Raw genomic sequence first — 17,679 nt, 5'->3', positions numbered from 1 at the left:
TCTCAAAACACCTTCAGCACCAGTGCCGACGGCTCGGCACTGGCTGCCTGACGGCGATGCCCCACGCGCAATAATTCAAAACCATTTTTTTGCCAAAAGCGCAGCACATCCGGTGCCGCACTAAAGCTGCTGCCCACCGCACAAACGCCACACTTTTTCTGCTCCTGCAATATCGCTTGTAACAACTGCGAACCTAAACCCTGTGACTGATATTGCGTGTGTACGGCAATGCGCACTACACGACTCACGCGCTGCTGCAAAAACTGTGGCTGCTGCAAATGCACTGCCAAACTCTGCACCAACAAATGCCCGCGCGGACGACGACGACCTGCTGCTATTTCTTCTGCCATTTCAGCATCCAAGCTACCCTCTTCTATCAACAGCGCAACGGCCAGCGTCTGTGCATGCCGCACCAAGCGATAAAGTGAAACAGTCGGCGCATCCAACAAAAACCGCAAATCATCTGGCGTAGTGCGGTAGTGGGCAGAACGCAATAAACCGTAAATCTCTCTTAATAAAATTTTATTTTGCGACAAGCATTGCTGTGAGACTAATTCAAAAGTCAGCGGGAGATCATTGTCTCGTTCAGCAAACACAGGCTCTTTTGCATCCAATAACAATGTTGCATACAGCCAGTGTGACAGCGGATCGTCTGCCGCCCAACGCATCGGGGCATCCAGCACCAAACGCTGCCACGATAAAAAACGACGATCAAGCTCGCGCAAAAAACGCAGCACAAAACCCTGCCCCGTGCCTTCGTAACCATCGGTCGTGGTCGCCAAAACCACATGCGGAAAGCGCGCTAACAAAGCAAATAACATCGACAGAGGAATAGCCGCCGCCTCGTCGATCAACAACATATCAGCGGTGATCGTTGCATCTGCCAATAAATAATCTGGCGCGCAAAACGGCAAATCACTTTCCGCATAACGAAACACACTGCGTGCAGCAGTGCGCGACGGCGCAACCAGCAATACGGATTTCCCTTTTTTCTTCCACGCTGCTGCAGCAAAACCCAGCGTCGCCGACTTGCCGCAACCACGATCGGCAAATAACACCGAAATACCAGAATGCAGCATCAACTGTTCAAGGCAACGCTGCTGTGCAACCGTTGGCGTATCTGTTTTTTTAACGGCATCCAGTGCAGAAAAATCAAATGCATGCGATAGATGCAACAGCGCGTCATCACGCTCGCAGCCTTGCCGCCAATGAAAAACCACCGTGCTGTTTTCAGAAAACTCAGCCACGGATTTTTTGATGTGCAGCAGAAAATAAGATGACAAACTGCTCACTTCATGTGGATAGCTTGCCAAGCGCACATAATCCAAATCTGGCACCGTCCCCCACTGATCCCAAACCGGCGTTAGCAAAACCAGCACGCCACCAGCAACAACTGTGCCACTCACCGCAGCGAGGCAATCCGGCGACAAGCCTGCGTGCGCATCCAGCACTGCCAACGAATATTCACTTCCTAATACTTGTTTGGCTTTTGCCGCAGAAATGGCATCTATATATTTCGAAGTGTCACCTATCCACACGCGTTGCTTTGCAGCGGCATACCAAGCATCTGCTATTTTTTTGCACCAAACGCGTGATCCAGACAGCACGATCAATATACGGTGATGATTGTGACGCGCTTCACGCAAAGCATCAGAAAAACACGCTGTATTTTTTGATTTCACGCCAATGGTTGCCCCTCTGCCATCGCCGTGCATAATGACCAGATGCCCATCGAGAGACAAGCGCCGTGCTCGACAGAATTCGCACCGGATACCACGCCGCCCGCCGCATCGGCCAAACCAGTTTTGCCCTGCAAAAAAGTGGCTGGCGCTGGTTGCGCCACCGCGACACGCCACTGCCAGAATTGGCGCGCGACACTGCAGAAGCACTCGGCTCTACTTACATCAAACTCGGTCAGTTGATTGCCAGCTCGCCTTCGCTGTTTCCGCACGATTATGTGGAAGCGTTTCAAAGCTGTTTAGATCAAACCACTCCACTGCCTTTTGCAACTATTGAAAAAGTACTCAAACAAGAATTAGGCACGCGACTCTCGCGCCACTTCCGCGATATTGACCCAACGCCGCTGGCCTCCGCTTCTATTGCGCAAGTACACGCGGCGCGTTTAGCCAGCGGCGAAGAGATTGTCATCAAAGTACAAAAACCTGGCGTGGAAGATATTCTCGCCACTGATTTTCAATTCATGCACTTATCAGCTGCGCTCTTGGAAAAACTTAGCAAACACATTCCAGAATCTTCTATCACTGATATGGTGGATGAAATTCGCAACGGCATGTTGGAAGAATGTGATTTCAAACGCGAAGCGGAGAACATTGCGCTATACCGCCGTTTTTTAGACAGCAACAACATCACACAAGTTACCGTGCCTACGGTGTATCCCAGCGCCTCCAGCAAACGCGTATTAAGCATGGAGCGTTTCTACGGCACAGCTTTGTCCAACACCGCGGCCGTGCATCAGCTATCCGCCAATCCGGAACAGGCACTCATTGATGCGCTGAATACTTGGTTTTTAAGTTTGACGCAGTGTCAGATTTATCACGCTGATTTACACGCTGGCAATGTCATGATGCTGAACGACGGTCGCATCGGCTTTATTGATTTTGGCATTGTTGGTCGTATCTCACCCGAAACATGGGCCTCCTTACTCGCTCTGATCGCTTCAGTGCCCGCCAAAGACTTTCATGCCATTGCTACCGCCATGGCTGGCATTGGCGCTACCAATCGCGTTGTCAATATTTCCGCGCTAGCTAAAGACTTGGAACAGCTGTACCAACAATTTGAAAACGACGACAGCAACAACGATTTTTTAAACACCATCACACTGCAAATTTCCAATATCGGTAGAAAATACGGCATCCGTTTTCCGAGAGAGTTCACGCTGCTGCTAAAACAGTTTCTCTATTTTGATCGCTACATCAAATTGTTATCGCCTGATTTAGATATTTTTGATGACGAACGAATTTTCCTGCACAAGACATAACAGCACCATGAAGCAAATACTCAAGAACATAGGCATTAACGCCGTGCTGCTGGTGTTTTTTACCGCGCTCTCCCTGCTCATCCTTGAGCAAGGGTTTCGCTGTTGGCTGTTCGGCTGGAAAGCATTTGACTACCGCGCCATGAAAAATAATGCGCCGATTAGCAATACTGATTTTATGAGGCAATCCCCCTTTGATGATATTTACTGGGCACTAAAACCCAACTTAGATACTTCATTCAAATTGGCGCGCCTCACCACTAACAGCTACGGTTTGGCAGACAAAGAATATTCACTAGAAAAACCTGCCAATAACTATCGTATTGCTGTGCTGGGGGACTCTTATAGCATGGCCTCTGGCGTAGATACCGATAAAAGTTTTCATGCCGTGCTAGAAAACAACTTGAATACAAACAGCACTCAAGCTTACGAACTGATTAATTTTGCGGTGGGCGGTTTTGGTTTAGAGCGTTACAACGCTACGCTAGAACACCTAGTTCCCGCGTGGCAGCCCGATGCTATTTTATTGGGGTTTTGCGCTTTTAACGATCAAGTTGCACTACCCCCAAAAACCGGCAGTGTGCCGCCATTCAATCCTCATATCGTCAACGGCTTTTTCAGCTCCTATGTGCGCGAGTACTACCGACTTCAAAGCGCAGAAAAAAAAGCCTTTCAAATTCGCGCAACAACAACTTATCGCCCCAAAGATATTGCGTTCATCGACCAGCAGCTAGGCGAGATGCGCCGCCTCGCCAACACGATCAAGCCTGATATGCCAATTCTTTTGGCATATCTTGATAACCGCGAACACGCTGCCAGCGACATCAGTAATCTCAGTCATATCACCCAAAAATACGGCATACAATTCGTTGACACGACACAGCCCTTCCACGGCACCAATATCGACGACTACAGCATTTATTTATTGGATAGTCATCCCAATGCCACGGCGCATGCAATGTTTGCCCAGAGTTTGTTTACTGCTATTCAGCGCGACCATGTTTTTGGTTTCGGTGCCGGAATAACCACGCCGTGAACCCCTTATCGCGCCGCCGATTTTTGCAAGCTTCCTTGGCAACAATGGCCGCTGGCATTTCTATAAAAGGCATTGGCAACACTGCCACGAAACCGCCTAATATTTTGTTTATCGCCTTTGATGATTTGAATGACTGGGTCGGCTGCTTGGGCGGCTACCCAGGAAAAGTGCATACACCCAATATCGATGCACTCGCCGCCAGCGGCACCCTGTTTACCAATGCACACTGTGCCGTACCATTGTGCAACGCGTCGCGCACCAGCACGCTCACCGGCTTATCACCACTGCGAACCGGTGCGTTTTACAACAACACCCAATGGCGCGAACTACCGCAAACTAAAAATGCTGTGCCTATTCCACAGTTATTTCGCAATCACGGTTATCGCGCAGTAGGCTCCGGAAAAATTTTCCACTTTCACGACCCACAATCTTGGGATTATTTTTGGCCGAATAATTCTCATGGCGAGCCTGAAGATCCCATTAAGCCGAGCTACGAAACTCCACGCAAAGGCGCGCCCTATTCCTACAAAACAGATTTGCAATTTGATTGGGGCGTCGTCGATACCGCGCTAGAAAATACGCCTGACTACCAAACTGCCAATCAAATTATTCAACAGATTCAGACTCCACAAAAACAACCGTTATTTCTCGGCTTAGGCATCGGCAAACCGCACTTACCTTGGTACTTACCCCAAGCGTATTTCGATCGCTACCCGCTGGATAAAGTGCAACTACCCGCTGTACTGCAAAGTGATCTCGATGACATCCCTGCCGCGGGGCGTGAGATGATCAACGGATATCTACACTCAGACATCATCCGCGATGGCTTGTGGAAAAAGGCCATACAGGCTTATCTCGCTTCTATCACCTACGCTGACGAACAACTGGGGCGTGTGCTGCAAACACTGCGCGCTTCACCCCTAGCTGACAACACCATCATTGTGCTGTGGTCTGATCACGGCTGGCACCTCGGTGAAAAAATGCAGTGGCGCAAACTCACGCTGTGGCAAGAAGCAACGCATATTCCGCTGATATTTAGCGGCCTAGGCATTGCTGCCGGAAAGCGCTGTCATGCACCGGTCAGCCTGCTCGATATTTACCCAACGCTGGCCGACCTTATCCACCAACCATTACCCTACCCTGTAGACGGCCACAGCCTCAGCCCTCTGTTGCGCAATACCAATGCCGCATGGCCGTATAAAGCCTTTACTGTTTGGCAAATGCACAACAAGGATCATGTCGCTGTAGTCGATCAGCGCTTTCGCCTGATACGCTATGCGGACGGAACAGAAGAACTCTACGACCATGAACAGGACCCTCATGAATGGCACAACCAAGTCGACCAAGAGTCATACCAAACCGTACGCAAAAATCTTTCGGCGGCTATTAATGATTACTTGCGAAAAACAGCACCAAGCACCTAAACACACACCACAACGCAGTCAAACCATGCCTGTGTTGCTATATTTATCGGCGCTTTTGTTCACAGTGCTAATAAATACAACATTGAGCCAATCAGTTTTTGCTGAAAGCGCCGCTGCTCAACAAAACACACCTAAAGCGTTACAACTCAGCAGCCTCACGGCCGGACAGCTATTTCCAAAACCATTCACAACCTTTTACGACCCTGGCGCGCAAAACCCCACCATCTCAGATGTCATTCACATGCCCGATCAACATTGGGCAGCGCTCTCAACCAGAACAGCGTCTATCGTGCTGCACCCAAGACATGAGGTGTGGTATCGCATCCCCATTCACAACAACCTTAGCGAAGATCAAGTGCTGTATCTACGCGACAACAGCCCAGTAACCGACGATGTATCAAGTTATCTTTGCTTACGAGAAAACGATGCCAGCTCCTGCACAAAAAACACCGACCTAACTCACAACAAAAACATTCAGCAAATAGACTTGGCAGCCGGACAATCAGCCACACTGATCATAAAATCTAAAGGTTTTCACTCGTATATTTACACCATATCGATTCAAACACCAACAGCCTTTTCTGCGCAGCAATACAAAACCCGCATCTGGTTTGGCATTCTCAATGGAATACTGTCTGGCCTTGGCATCTACGCTCTATTGATCGCGGCATACACCAAACAAAAGTCTTATTTTTTCTACTACATTTTTACTTTTTTTCTTGTTGCAACATTTTTCTTCCATCAAGATTTTTTTCGTATATTTTCAGGTATTGCACCAAAAACATTACTCACAAACTTCTCAATAATACTACCTTTGTTTGACAGCGCATCCCTCGCTTGCTTTTTGGCATACTTCACATTCAACGAAACACCACCAACCAGAGTAAAAACCACGCTAAAAATATATTTAGCAGCATTGTGTTATGTCGCTATAGCCTTCACGCTCAACGCACCGACAGTTTTTTTATTTCCAATTTACGGCATGGCAACACTAGCCGTATTCATATACTTCTTTTATCTGTACTTAATAGACAAAAAGATTCCCACGACCAGCAAACTGTTACTACTTCTTGGCACCGCACTGCCATTTTATAACTTCTCCTCAACCCTGCTGGCAGCCATGGGCATCGTTAACGCCCCCAATAGTTTTTTACTGATATCACAAAGCTTAGAAACCCTCTCCATCTTCCTGCTCTCCGTAGTGACTTTATTGAGTATTAAACGACTGCAACTTGAAAATATAGAGCATGCTAGAGCAGCCTCCCAAGCCAATATCACCAGCGATGCCCACAATCAGCTACTGTCTCACCTAAATCATGAGCTGAGAACACCACTCAACGGTATTCTTGGCGCGGCAGAAATCCTTATGCACAAATCGCACCTGCCGAAAGATCGCCGCGTATTTAGCATGATTTATCACACCGCCTTGCCGCTAAAGTATCTGATTGAAGACATTGTCAACATCAAGTCCATCACCAAAAATCAGAAAGACCTACAGAACACCCGCCTTGATTTGCACAGCCTTCTGCAAGAGTGTGTTGATATATTCTTATTAACGGCACATGACAAAAAAATTCGCCTGTATTTCCAGATAGACAATAATGTGACAAGCGATATCACGACCGACATCAATCGCCTGCGACAAATACTCATCAATCTCTTAGGCAATGCCTGTAAGTTTACTAGCGACGGTATTGTCGGCTTGCATGTCAGCCAAGAATCTACACCTGCCGCCAATCAGCATCTCTACTGCTTTGAAGTAATTGATAGCGGGATTGGCGTTAAGGAAGAAGACGAGAAAAAGTTATTTACCTTTTTTGAGTCCATGAATCCAGAAGTAAACCCCAAAGGTACAGGAGTCGGTCTAAGCGTAGTACGAGAACTGAGCCAGATGATGGGGGGGCACTGCGGATATAGAAAAAATCCAAGCGGAGGAAGCACATTCTGGTTCAGCATAAAAGTCACAACACACCACAACACAACCCGAAAAACACACTGTGCTTTTGATGGCTTAAATCTTTTGCTAGCGGACAAAGACACCTATTTAGTGAACAGCATTTATGAAAAAATCTCAGATGCCGTGAATACACTCATCACCACCAATACAGAACAACAAATTATTGATGCACTAAGAGAAACAACGCCAAATGAAAATAATCACGGAACGACCGTTATCGATGCAGCCCTTATTTACAGCGAGCTAGCCAACGAGAAAACCATTAACGCCATTCTGACAACAGGAATACCACTATTTGTTTACAAGGACTACGATGAGATCACTAGCTCTGAAGAAATTATGGGAAACGAAAAAGGTTATGAAGTCATCCTTAGAAAACCCTCTGTAGAGACTTTCTCACTAAACATTGCTGAAGCCATTCTCAGAAAAAACAGCATTATTCACAAAGTGTCGCCAAAAGTTGATAGGCCACATAAGTCTGTATTGATTGTCGATGACATTCCAACAAACCAACTGATCATAGAAGAAATTATCACTTCCATTGGCCTAAAACCCATTACCAGCTGCAATGGCAAACAAGCCTTTGAGGCATTCATCCAACACCATAAGGATGGCTCTGCATTCAAAGTCATTATCATGGATTGCGAGATGCCCATAATGGATGGCTTCGAATCAACAGAAATGATCCGCGAGTATGAAAAATCACACGGACTTAAACCGGCACTAATCATTGCGCTATCCGCCCATGCCGAGCAGGAATATCGTTTGCGCAGCAAACAAGCAGGCATGGATATCTATCTCACCAAACCTGTTCATACGGCCACTCTGATACAACACATAGAAAATCAATACAGGAGTCTGGCATGAAACATTACCAGACCATGCTGCACTATTTCCTGCAAACATTAATATTGCTAATGTTGACAGGAATATCTTCTCTATCACTAGCAACAGCAGAAAACTGCCAAACCACTTATATATCCAATAAAAACAGCACACTCTTCAGCACAAAGCTAAAAACAGAGAACGAATCGCTGCGTAATTTATTGGAGGCAACTGACACCCCATACGAACATCAAGGCCAAGCGTGTATCACTATTGTCAACCAAGACGCCACCGCTAAATCCATTAGTATTTACTTAGAAAACACACGCGTCCGACACATAGAAGTTTTAAACATCACCAACGACACCCATCAACTGATTGGCATTAGCGGCATGGAGTATCCGTTAGCAAACTGGGAGAACCTAGGCTCAGAAATTATTTTTGACATTAAAATCCCACCCAATACAAGCGAAACACTCCGTATAAATGCAGGGTCTATTTTCCCCTACCACAGCGTCGTCTTGATCCGTGATACCGAGCGGATGCTTCACCTCCTTACTCTACAGCAATCTGTTGCCGGGCTACTGATAGGCTTTGTACTCTCACTGATTTTGTATTCACTACTCATTGGCCTCGCCACCAAAGAAAAAGCTTATCTACTGCTCTTTGGCTCAACTTTTTGTGTGACGCTTCTTCAAATAAATGACATTGGGCTACTTTATCTATTTTGGCCGAGCGCTTCCTATTGGAACAATATCAGTTCAGGGGTGTTTGCCATCGCTAGCACAATTTTTGGAATTGCCCTAGCACGAAACTATTTGCTCACCAAGGAAAATGCCCCTCGATCTGATATGTGGCTGCGTTTTCTTTTTTGGTACACACTTATTGTCGCACTACCACTACCACTCATTCAAAACGACCCTGTGTTTTTTGCGCTGTATGCACTTCCAACAACAATTATCACGCTACCTTCTTTAGTAATAATTTCCATCGTACGCATTCGACAAGGCTACCCTTTAGCCAAGTTCTACCTGATGGCACTGGCAGCGCCAGTCGTTGCCGGCATGATGATTTTTCTGATGTATGCAGGCTTCATCCCCTCCTCACAAATAACGCGCGCACTACCCCTGATAGGCACCACGGTGCAATTAATTTTATTTGGCTTTGCTATCGGCAAGCGCATCAGCTGGTTGAACAACCAGAAAGATCAAGCAGTCAATGCCGTTCTGCACGCCAAAGCCGAGACAGAAGCAAAAAAGAATTTTCTCACCCATGTCTCACACGAATTGAGAACACCATTAGCCGGCATTATTGGCCTATCAGAAATTGCAAGAAAAAATCCAATTTACAAAGAAAACAAGCAGCTAGTTGAAGGAATTCTGGAATCCGCAGAAACGCTATTATCATCCGTCAACATGCTACTCGACTATGCGCGTGTTAACTCAGGAAAATGGAAAACCAGCAATACCGTCTTTAATGTTCGTCTATTACTTGATGGCATTGCCAGTAATTTAGAGAAACAACTTGCAAAAAAAGACATCACCTTGAATTACCAAATTGAAAAAAACACCCCAACCATGGTAGAGGGAGAAAAAAATATCACAGAGAAAATCCTAGGCTGCGTACTAGAATATTCTATTAACAACATGAACAAAGGACATATTCTTCTCAAAGTAGAGCCGGAGAGCTACAACAACCAATACGCCATCCGCTTTGACATCATAGACACTGGTGCTGGCATTGCCGAAGACCACAAACCAGAAATTTTTGAAATCTTTGAGCAACCTGACAAATCTACAACCCGCACCCAACGCGGCATCGGCATCAGTCTATCGCTCAGTAAAAAACTGTGTCTCTTATTGGGTGGCGATATCAATTTTGAATCCAACCCTCTGCACGGCACGGCATTCTGGTGTCACATCCCCTGCCGCCCCGTAGCCGATACTGACAATCCTCTTCTTGCAAATACCGTCACCGTGCAACCCACTGCACCCAACAGCTCTGCAGCCAACAATGCAATGCGAGGCGCCATCTTGGTTGCCGAGGACGATGAAACACTGCAACTTGTAGTTGCTTCGCAACTTGAAAAGCTAGAAAAAGCTTTTCGCATCTACCCCAATGGCAAGCCGCTGGTAGAAGACTACATCAAAAATCACGATACAATCTCTGCAGTTCTTTTGGACTGGAATATGCCAATATGCAATGCCAGCGCTGCAACGCTATTGATACGAGATTTTGAGAAAAAAATGAAACTACCGCCCATTCCTATCGTCATAATGACAGCACACGACAAAGCCAGTACCAATGAACTTGGTCTACCACACGGCATTCATGTACTGCACAAACCCGTCACCATCTCTGACCTAGAGCAGCTATTCATATCCCTGCAAAAACCATGAACCCCCACTTTTACAACATCCAAGCACTGCGTGGCATCGCGGTGTTATTGGTAATTTTCTATCATCTGGCTGGCGTGCAAAGCAAATCCAGCACGGCGTATGCACTGCCAGATGTCTTACATTTTGGCGCCGTCGGCGTAGATATTTTTTTCCTCATCAGCGGATTTCTGATGATGGCGATTACACGAGGCATGCAAGCTAGCTTTAGCACGGCATTGCAATTTATGAAACGCCGCCTGCTGCGCATCTATCCGATTTATTGGCTGGTGAGCATTCCAATCACTTATCTATTGTTTTTTAGCAGTCGCGATTTACTCAACAACCTCAATCTCAACCCAGATGCCGCTCGATACATCCCTGATCTATCAATTTATTTACTAAAATCTGCCCTGTTATTTCCGCAAGTAAACCTGCCGCCACTCACGATTAGCTGGACTTTAATCCATGAAGTGTATTTTTACTGCGTATTTGGCTTATTGCTGTTATTGCCACAACGCACACACGGCTGGCTGCTGCTGGCGTGGTCTGCTGTAACGCTGGTTTTCTGGTGGATACTCAAACCCACGCAATACCAACCTATCAGCTATTTATTGTGCAATCCATTAACACTGGAATTCACCGTTGGCTGCTGGTTAGCGATGTTTTTAACCAAGAAAAAACATATCACTAAACCATATATCTTTCTTTTGTTGGGTTGCGCTGCGTTTGCCGTTAGCTGGCTGGCATGGGTCGCAAATAACGGTTATGAATTTCCGATTGCTGATGATCGCGTGCTGTATTTACTACTGCCCTGCGCCTTAATCTTGGCAGCCGTAGCGTCCATGGAGCAGCAAAAACAATACTTGTCGCAACTACTCCAAAAAATTGGCGATGCTTCGTATTCTCTCTACCTTACGCATATTATTTTTCTTTCTATCGGCAGAAAAATATGGAAGCTACAAGGTTTTGAAGACTCGCTATTCAATAACCTGTGGTTTTGGCCGAGCTTGTTTGCTGTAACATTAGTTGCCGGCACGCTGTGTTATCAACTGCTGGAAAAACCTCTGCTGCGCGCCGGCAAGAAATATTTGGCGTAAGCAATTAACGACGCGGTCTGTGTGACGAGGAACGCCCGCCACCTTTATTGGCAGAAGCTGCACGACGCTCACGGCGACTTTCTCGTTCTGCTTTTTCTGCTCGGAACTGCATATCTTCCGACAGTTTTTTCATCAATTCGACAGGGGCCATTGCACACTGCAATTTCTGCCCTAGTAATTGCTCAATAGCCGGCAACAAAAAGCTGTCATCTTCGCTGGCAAAACTAATAGAAACGCCTTTTGCTCCCGCACGACCGGTACGCCCAATGCGATGCACATAATCGTCTGCCACTTCCGGCAGCGTGTAGTTAATGACATGGCTAATGCCATCCACATGGATACCTCGACCCGCCACATCGGTTGCCACCAACACTTTGGTTTGACCGCTGCGGAACTTTTCCAGCGTGCGGATGCGTTTATCTTGATCCACTTCGCCACTCAAAATACCGCAAGAGACATTGCAGGCACGCAGTTTTTCAAACAGGTCGCGGCAAATATCACGGCGATTGGCAAATACGATCAAACTTTGAACATCATCACCCTGCAGCAAGTTCATCAACACGGTGAACTTTTCATCGCTGCTCATCATATATACGCGCTGCTCAACATTATCCGTAGCGGCGCGTTCCGGCTGTATTTCGATATGAATAGGGTTGCAAGTCCACTGCTTCGCTAAGTTGAGTACATCTTGATTAAAAGTTGCGCTGAACAATAAAGTTTGACGATTTTCTTTAGGCGGCGTGGAGCGCACAATGCGCTTAACCTGCGGAATAAATCCCATATCTAACATGCGATCCGCTTCGTCTATAACCAAGCATTCCACTTCGTCCAGATGCACATCACGACTTTCCAGAAAGTCGATCAAACGCCCTGGCGTGACAACCAGAATATCCACCAACTTGCTGTGCAAATGATTTTTCTGTTTTTGATAATCCATGCCGCCGACTAACACCTGCACAGACAAATCGCTGTACTTACACAAAGCCTCCGCATCTTTGCCAATTTGTATCGCCAGCTCACGCGTGGGTGCTAATACGATTGCTCTCGCCTCGCCAGCATAGCGTTCATGCTCGGGTGGATTTTTTAACAAATCATTAATCACCGAAATTAAAAACGCCGCAGTTTTTCCTGTGCCGGTTTGTGCTTTACCAACAATATCGCCACCGCGCAAAGTGTAAGGCAGGGATTGCGCCTGAATCGGCGAGCAATAACTAAATCCGAGATCCGCAATGGCGTGCATCAATTGTTCAGGCAAATCAAAGTCGTGGAAGCGCGTTTTCCCTTCAACTGCTTCCACTACAAATTGTCCAATATCCCAAGACGGCACTGTGGTTTTTGTATTGCCCTGCTTCTCTTGATTTTGGCCTCGGCCACCACGCCCCCTGCGTTTTTTAGATGATCTGTGTACATCAGACTTTTCAACATCCTGCCCTACATGCGCCGCGTTGTTATGCGATGCAGCCGTTGTATGCGCTGGTGCTGGAGAGCGAAAAGGAAGCTTGGAGAGAATTTTAGACAGCAATGCGATATCCGCCGATGAGGTAAGAAAAAGAGAAAATAAGGGCAGCGGTCAGCATAACAAAAAAGCTTCTCGCCCGTGGAACGGCGCTAGTGCGCAGCGTGTTCTGCTAGCAGAGCTAACAACTGCGCCTCGTCCCATACCGGAACGCCCAACTGCTCTGCCTTGGTCAGTTTAGAGCCCGCCTCTGCACCAGCAACCACCACATCCGTTTTAGCGGATACCGAACCCGCCACTTTTGCACCCAAAGCCTGCAATCGATCTTTTGCGGTGTTGCGATCCAAACTGGATAAAGTACCTGTCAACACAAAAGTTTTACCGGCCAATGGGCTCGTGGTTTCAGCAGCTACAGCCATATCCTGCCAATGCACGCCCGCACCGCGCAGCGCATTCACCACCGCTGTATTGCGCGCATCTGCAAAGAACTCGGCGAGATAGTGCGCCACTACCGGCCCCACATCCGGGACTTGCTGCAGCGCTGCTGCATCCGCTGCCGCCAAGGCTTCTAATGAGCCGAAATGCCGTGCCAGCGTTTGCGCAGTCGCCTCACCCACTTCGCGTATCCCCAAGGCGTACAAAAATCGTGGCAGCGTTGTGGTTTTTGAAGTCGCAATTGCTTCACATAAATTGATGGCAGATTTTTCACCCATGCGCTCTAAATTGGCAAGCACAGGAGCGGTCAATGCATAAATATCAGCGGGTGAATACACGATATCGCCATCCACCAGTTGCTCCACCAGTTTATCGCCCAAGCCATCAATATCCATTGCCCTGCGCTGTGCAAAATGTTTAATCGCTTCTTTGCGCTGTGCGGCACAAATCAAACCACCACTGCAGCGCGCTACCGCTTCGCTCTCTGATTTTTCCACGGGCGATGCACACACAGGGCACACACGGGGCAAATAAACCGGCTTTGCATGCTCAGGTCGCCGCTGAGGCAACACTTGCACAATTTGCGGGATCACATCACCCGCTCGCCGCACGATGACTGTATCGCCAACGCACAAATCCAAGCGCGCCACTTCATCCATATTGTGCAACGAGGCATTACTTACCGTCACACCACCGACAAACACTGGCTCTAAGCGCGCAACTGGCGTGATAGCGCCTGTGCGACCGACTTGAAAATCCACTTCCAACACGCGCGTCATTTCTTCTTGCGCTGGAAATTTTCTCGCCGTTGCCCAGCGCGGTGCGCGCGCAACAAAACCTAAAGTTTTCTGCAAAACAAGATCATTAACTTTATAAACGATACCGTCAATATCGTAATTTAATGCCGTGCGTTTCTGCGATAACTGTTGATAGTAATCCACACAACCTTCAACACCTGTCACCACACGCAATTCAGGATTAACAGGAAAACCCATTGCACCTAAGCACAACAAAATATCAGCGTGCTTCTCTGGCAACGCACCACCTTCTACTTTTCCAACGCCATAGAGATAAAAATTCAACGGGCGCTGTGCCGTGATACGAGAATCCAACTGTCGCAAACTACCCGCAGCGGCATTGCGTGGATTTACAAAAGTTTTTTCTCCAGCGGCCATTGCCGCCGCGTTCATTTTTTCAAAACCTTGCAACGGCATAAACACTTCACCGCGCGCCTCCAATACAGCAGGAATGTTTTCTCCCTGTAACCGCAAAGGAATAGCGCCGATAGTGCGCAAATTGGCCGTGATGTCTTCACCACTGCTACCATCACCGCGTGTGGCACCGCGCACAAACACTCCATTGTGATACAACAGCGAAACCGCTAAGCCATCCAACTTCGGCTCGCAGCAATACTCAATCACATCGGTTGTTTTCAAGCGGTCGTGAATGCGGCGATCAAAGGCAATCACATCGTCATCAGAAAATGCATTATCCAGAGACAACATCGGCACTTCGTGCTGCACGCTGGCAAATTGTGATAACGGCGCAGCACCCACGCGCTGACTGGGAGAGTCCGGCGTTATCCATGCGGGGTTTTCAGCTTCGATATGCAGCAATTGCTGCATCAAACGATCATATTCTGCGTCGGGAATTTCCGGCGCATCCAACACATAGTAGCGATGGCTGTGATGGTGGAGCTGGTCTTTGAGTGCGCGATATTGTTGGCGTAACTCAGCGGATGACATGCACTACTTCCTGCATATCAACGCGCGCGCATACGGCTTTGCATCTCGAATTGACGAATTCGCTGGCGATTATGTTCGATGGTTTGATTGGTCAACACGCTGCGCTGGTCGTCACGCAACTCACCATTCAATCGCGTGGCAATCGCGCGCGCAGTGTCCAACATCAAATCAAACACTTCCATCGCGTTGCCGTGCAGAGAAGTCATAGAGAGAAACATCGTGATGCCTGGCGTTTGAAAATTATCCATCTGGTTATAGTCAAACGAGCCTGGGTTAAAAATATTTGCCACACTGAACAACGATTCTTTTTCTGTCTGCTCACCTGTGTAGTAATGAAACAATCCATGGTGACCAAAACGCAAACCGCGCTCTAAAAAAAGATCTAACAGTGCTGTTCCGCTAAATCCGTTGCGATCGCGCGCCATCACACCAACGATAATCAAATCATCCAGTGGCAATTGTTGATTTTTCGGTTCTGCTGCTGCTTTTTCAGCACGACTGCGTTCTTCACGCGCCTCCAAAACCGACTTGCTAGGCTTTTGCACGGTCGGCTCTCGGCGCGGCGCAGGTTTATCTGCCGGTCTTTCGTAAATGCGCGGTTCACTCACCACTTCTGATTCACCCAAACCTAAAGGCTGGGTAGCGGTATCAAAAACAGGAGAAGCATTGCGCACACCACGCGCGGGAGGAACTGTCGTTTCCTCTAACGACTTCTCTTCATCTGCTGTCGGTGTTTCTGCAGTAAGTGCATCTTCTCCGTCATCAATATCACACCCACCATCGAAGTTTTCTTCAAAATCGTCTAACCCTAATTCGGGCTCAATACGCACCGGACGCTCATCTTTTACATCCAACAAAATGGGAGCAACTTGCGCCAAATCGGCTTTGCTGTGTTTAGTCGTTACTGGGGAAGTTTCATCTACTTCCTCATCGCGCGGTGCAACAACACGCGCAGCACCGTTGGGGAAATCATTGCCAAAATCATCCAAGTTGCGATCCATGCCTTGATGCATTTTGTCCATCATGTGCAGCGAATCACGACGCGCATTGCGTGCACGGCGCACGCCATCCAGCAAAATTGCCGCAACGACAAGAATTCCTAAAGCAATCAGCGATTCAGGCATGCCAACAGAGTCCTATCCCTATTCAAAACTGGTGCCATTTTACACAGGAGAGCAGCACTGAACAGTGAAGCCTTCGACAACTTGAAATGGCGCGCCCGGAGGGATTCGAACCCCCGACCATCCGCTTAGAAGGCGGATGCTCTATCCGACTGAGCTACGGGCGCAGAAGCAGGGGAAAGGTGGCGGGAAGTTGGTCGGGGTAGAGAGATTCGAACTCCCGACATCCTGCTCCCAAAGCAGGCGCGCTACCAGACTGCGCTATACCCCGATGCGGTAAGTGTTGGCTGAAGCCTTCACTGAGGGGCGGCATTCTACTGACAGCCTCGGTGAGCGTCAATCTGAAACCGAAGCTGTTTTTCGCATCTGCTAGACTGTGCACCCTAGCAAAAAACACGGCAAAAACACGATGTCCAAGAGCACGATCACCGATCCACTGGCGCCGCATCTGAGCAATATTCGTATCGTTCTGATCAACACCCAACACCCTGGCAATATCGGCGCTGCAGCGCGCGCGATGAAAAACATGGGCTTGTCGCAACTGTATCTGGTGGACCCGCAAGACTACCCCGCTGACAAAGCCGTGTGGCGCGCTGGCAATGCCACGGATGTCTTGGAGCAAGCTGTCGTCGTGAATACGCTAGATGAAGCCATCGCCGACTGCGGTTTGGTATTGGGCACCAGCGCCCGCGAGCGCAGCATTCCGTGGATGCTGCACACCGTGCGCGAGGCCGGCACCAGTGCTGTACGCGAAGCGAGCCAGCATCCGGTGGCAATTTTGTTCGGGCGCGAAGACCGCGGACTGACCAACGAAGAACTGCACCGCTGCACCGCGCACTTACATATCCCTACCAACCCCATTTACAGCGCGCTGAATATCGCCGCCGCCGTGCAAGTGGTGTGTTACGAGATACGCATGGCGGCGCACGCGCAAGCCGAAGTGCCAGAAATGCCAGGCTGGGCTGATTGGGATATTGCACCAGCCACCGCGAAAGAGCTGGATTACTACATAGAACATTTAGAACAAACGCTGGTGGATATTGGTTTTCACAAGCGCGACAACCCGCGCCAAACCATGCCGCGTTTGCGGCGCTTATTTTCGCGCATCCGCCCCGATCAAATGGAGTTGAGCATCCTGCACGGCATCCTCACCGGCACACAACATATCGTGCAAAAAAATCGTCAACTGTTAGACAAAGAAAGCCGTTAA

At 48.2% G+C, this 17,679-nt stretch carries 11 protein-coding genes and 2 tRNA genes; 7 read left to right on the top strand and 6 right to left on the bottom strand.

Annotation, left to right across the window (positions count from 1 at the left end; translation table 11 throughout):
• Positions 1–2 precede the first annotated feature (2 nt).
• On the bottom strand, positions 3–1,742 hold the full coding sequence (locus IPK30_09810) for a tRNA(Met) cytidine acetyltransferase (protein ID MBK8103544.1): 1,740 nt from the start codon (positions 1,740–1,742) through the stop codon (positions 3–5).
• A 5-nt stretch (positions 1,743–1,747) separates the two neighbouring features.
• On the opposite strand from IPK30_09810, the gene IPK30_09805 reads away from it, so the two are divergent.
• From IPK30_09805 to IPK30_09780, 6 genes are read left to right on the top strand one after another with little or no spacing between them, the layout of a single operon-like run.
• Positions 1,748–2,998, top strand: a complete 1,251-nt coding sequence (locus IPK30_09805; GenBank protein ID MBK8103543.1) for an AarF/ABC1/UbiB kinase family protein — start codon at positions 1,748–1,750, stop codon at positions 2,996–2,998.
• A 7-nt stretch (positions 2,999–3,005) separates the two neighbouring features.
• A complete protein-coding gene (locus IPK30_09800) occupies positions 3,006–4,031 on the top strand; it encodes an SGNH/GDSL hydrolase family protein (protein MBK8103542.1) in 1,026 nt (341 codons plus the stop codon).
• Positions 4,028–5,455, top strand: a complete 1,428-nt coding sequence (locus IPK30_09795; GenBank protein ID MBK8103541.1) for a sulfatase — start codon at positions 4,028–4,030, stop codon at positions 5,453–5,455. Before IPK30_09800 ends, IPK30_09795 begins: the two co-directional genes overlap by 4 nt.
• Entirely contained in the window at positions 5,421–8,279 is a 2,859-nt protein-coding gene (locus IPK30_09790) for a response regulator (protein ID MBK8103540.1), read from the top strand. Before IPK30_09795 ends, IPK30_09790 begins: the two co-directional genes overlap by 35 nt.
• The gene (locus IPK30_09785; protein MBK8103539.1) at positions 8,276–10,636 is read left to right on the top strand and encodes a response regulator; all 2,361 of its coding nucleotides are present in this window, start codon (positions 8,276–8,278) and stop codon (positions 10,634–10,636) included. The genes IPK30_09790 and IPK30_09785 overlap by 4 nt, the downstream gene beginning before the upstream one ends.
• Positions 10,633–11,712, top strand: coding sequence for an acyltransferase (locus IPK30_09780; GenBank protein MBK8103538.1), 1,080 nt, complete (start codon positions 10,633–10,635; stop codon positions 11,710–11,712). The genes IPK30_09785 and IPK30_09780 overlap by 4 nt, the downstream gene beginning before the upstream one ends.
• A 4-nt stretch (positions 11,713–11,716) precedes the next feature.
• On the opposite strand, the gene rhlB is transcribed toward IPK30_09780, so the two are convergent.
• The 5 genes from rhlB to IPK30_09755 all read right to left on the bottom strand — a co-directional run bounded on the left by rhlB (position 11,717) and on the right by IPK30_09755 (position 16,740).
• On the bottom strand, positions 11,717–13,240 hold the full coding sequence (gene rhlB / locus IPK30_09775) for an ATP-dependent RNA helicase RhlB (protein MBK8103537.1): 1,524 nt from the start codon (positions 13,238–13,240) through the stop codon (positions 11,717–11,719).
• An 80-nt stretch (positions 13,241–13,320) separates the two neighbouring features.
• Complete coding sequence (ligA, locus tag IPK30_09770; GenBank protein ID MBK8103536.1) at positions 13,321–15,348, bottom strand: NAD-dependent DNA ligase LigA; 2,028 nt, start codon at positions 15,346–15,348, stop codon at positions 13,321–13,323.
• A gap of 17 nt (positions 15,349–15,365) precedes the next feature.
• Complete coding sequence (gene zipA, locus IPK30_09765; GenBank protein ID MBK8103535.1) at positions 15,366–16,472, bottom strand: cell division protein ZipA; 1,107 nt, start codon at positions 16,470–16,472, stop codon at positions 15,366–15,368.
• Between the two features lie 87 nt (positions 16,473–16,559).
• Positions 16,560–16,636: transfer RNA gene (locus IPK30_09760), tRNA-Arg, on the bottom strand.
• Positions 16,637–16,663: 27 nt separating this feature from the next.
• Positions 16,664–16,740 (bottom strand) — tRNA-Pro (locus tag IPK30_09755).
• A 138-nt stretch (positions 16,741–16,878) separates the two neighbouring features.
• On the opposite strand from IPK30_09755, the gene IPK30_09750 reads away from it, so the two are divergent.
• Positions 16,879–17,679 (top strand): RNA methyltransferase, encoded by an 801-nt coding sequence (locus tag IPK30_09750; GenBank protein MBK8103534.1) that lies wholly within the window; start codon positions 16,879–16,881, stop codon positions 17,677–17,679.

This window comes from Cellvibrionales bacterium (assembly GCA_016713115.1).
Lineage (GTDB): Bacteria > Pseudomonadota > Gammaproteobacteria > Pseudomonadales > UBA7239 > UBA7239.
The sequence above is the reverse complement of the archived record's forward strand: the minus strand, read 5'-3'. Positions and strand labels throughout refer to the sequence as shown.

Bases quoted from the DNA above. Each gene is read 5' to 3' on its own strand.
- IPK30_09790 (MBK8103540.1), top strand. From the start codon at position 5,421: ATGATTACTTGCGAAAAACAGCACCAAGCACCTAAACACACACCACAA.
- zipA (MBK8103535.1), bottom strand. From the start codon at position 16,472: ATGCCTGAATCGCTGATTGCTTTAGGAATTCTTGTCGTTGCGGCAATT.
- IPK30_09780 (MBK8103538.1), top strand. From the start codon at position 10,633: ATGAACCCCCACTTTTACAACATCCAAGCACTGCGTGGCATCGCGGTG.
- ligA (MBK8103536.1), bottom strand. From the start codon at position 15,348: ATGTCATCCGCTGAGTTACGCCAACAATATCGCGCACTCAAAGACCAG.
- IPK30_09785 (MBK8103539.1), top strand. From the start codon at position 8,276: ATGAAACATTACCAGACCATGCTGCACTATTTCCTGCAAACATTAATA.
- IPK30_09800 (MBK8103542.1), top strand. From the start codon at position 3,006: ATGAAGCAAATACTCAAGAACATAGGCATTAACGCCGTGCTGCTGGTG.
- IPK30_09750 (MBK8103534.1), top strand. From the start codon at position 16,879: ATGTCCAAGAGCACGATCACCGATCCACTGGCGCCGCATCTGAGCAAT.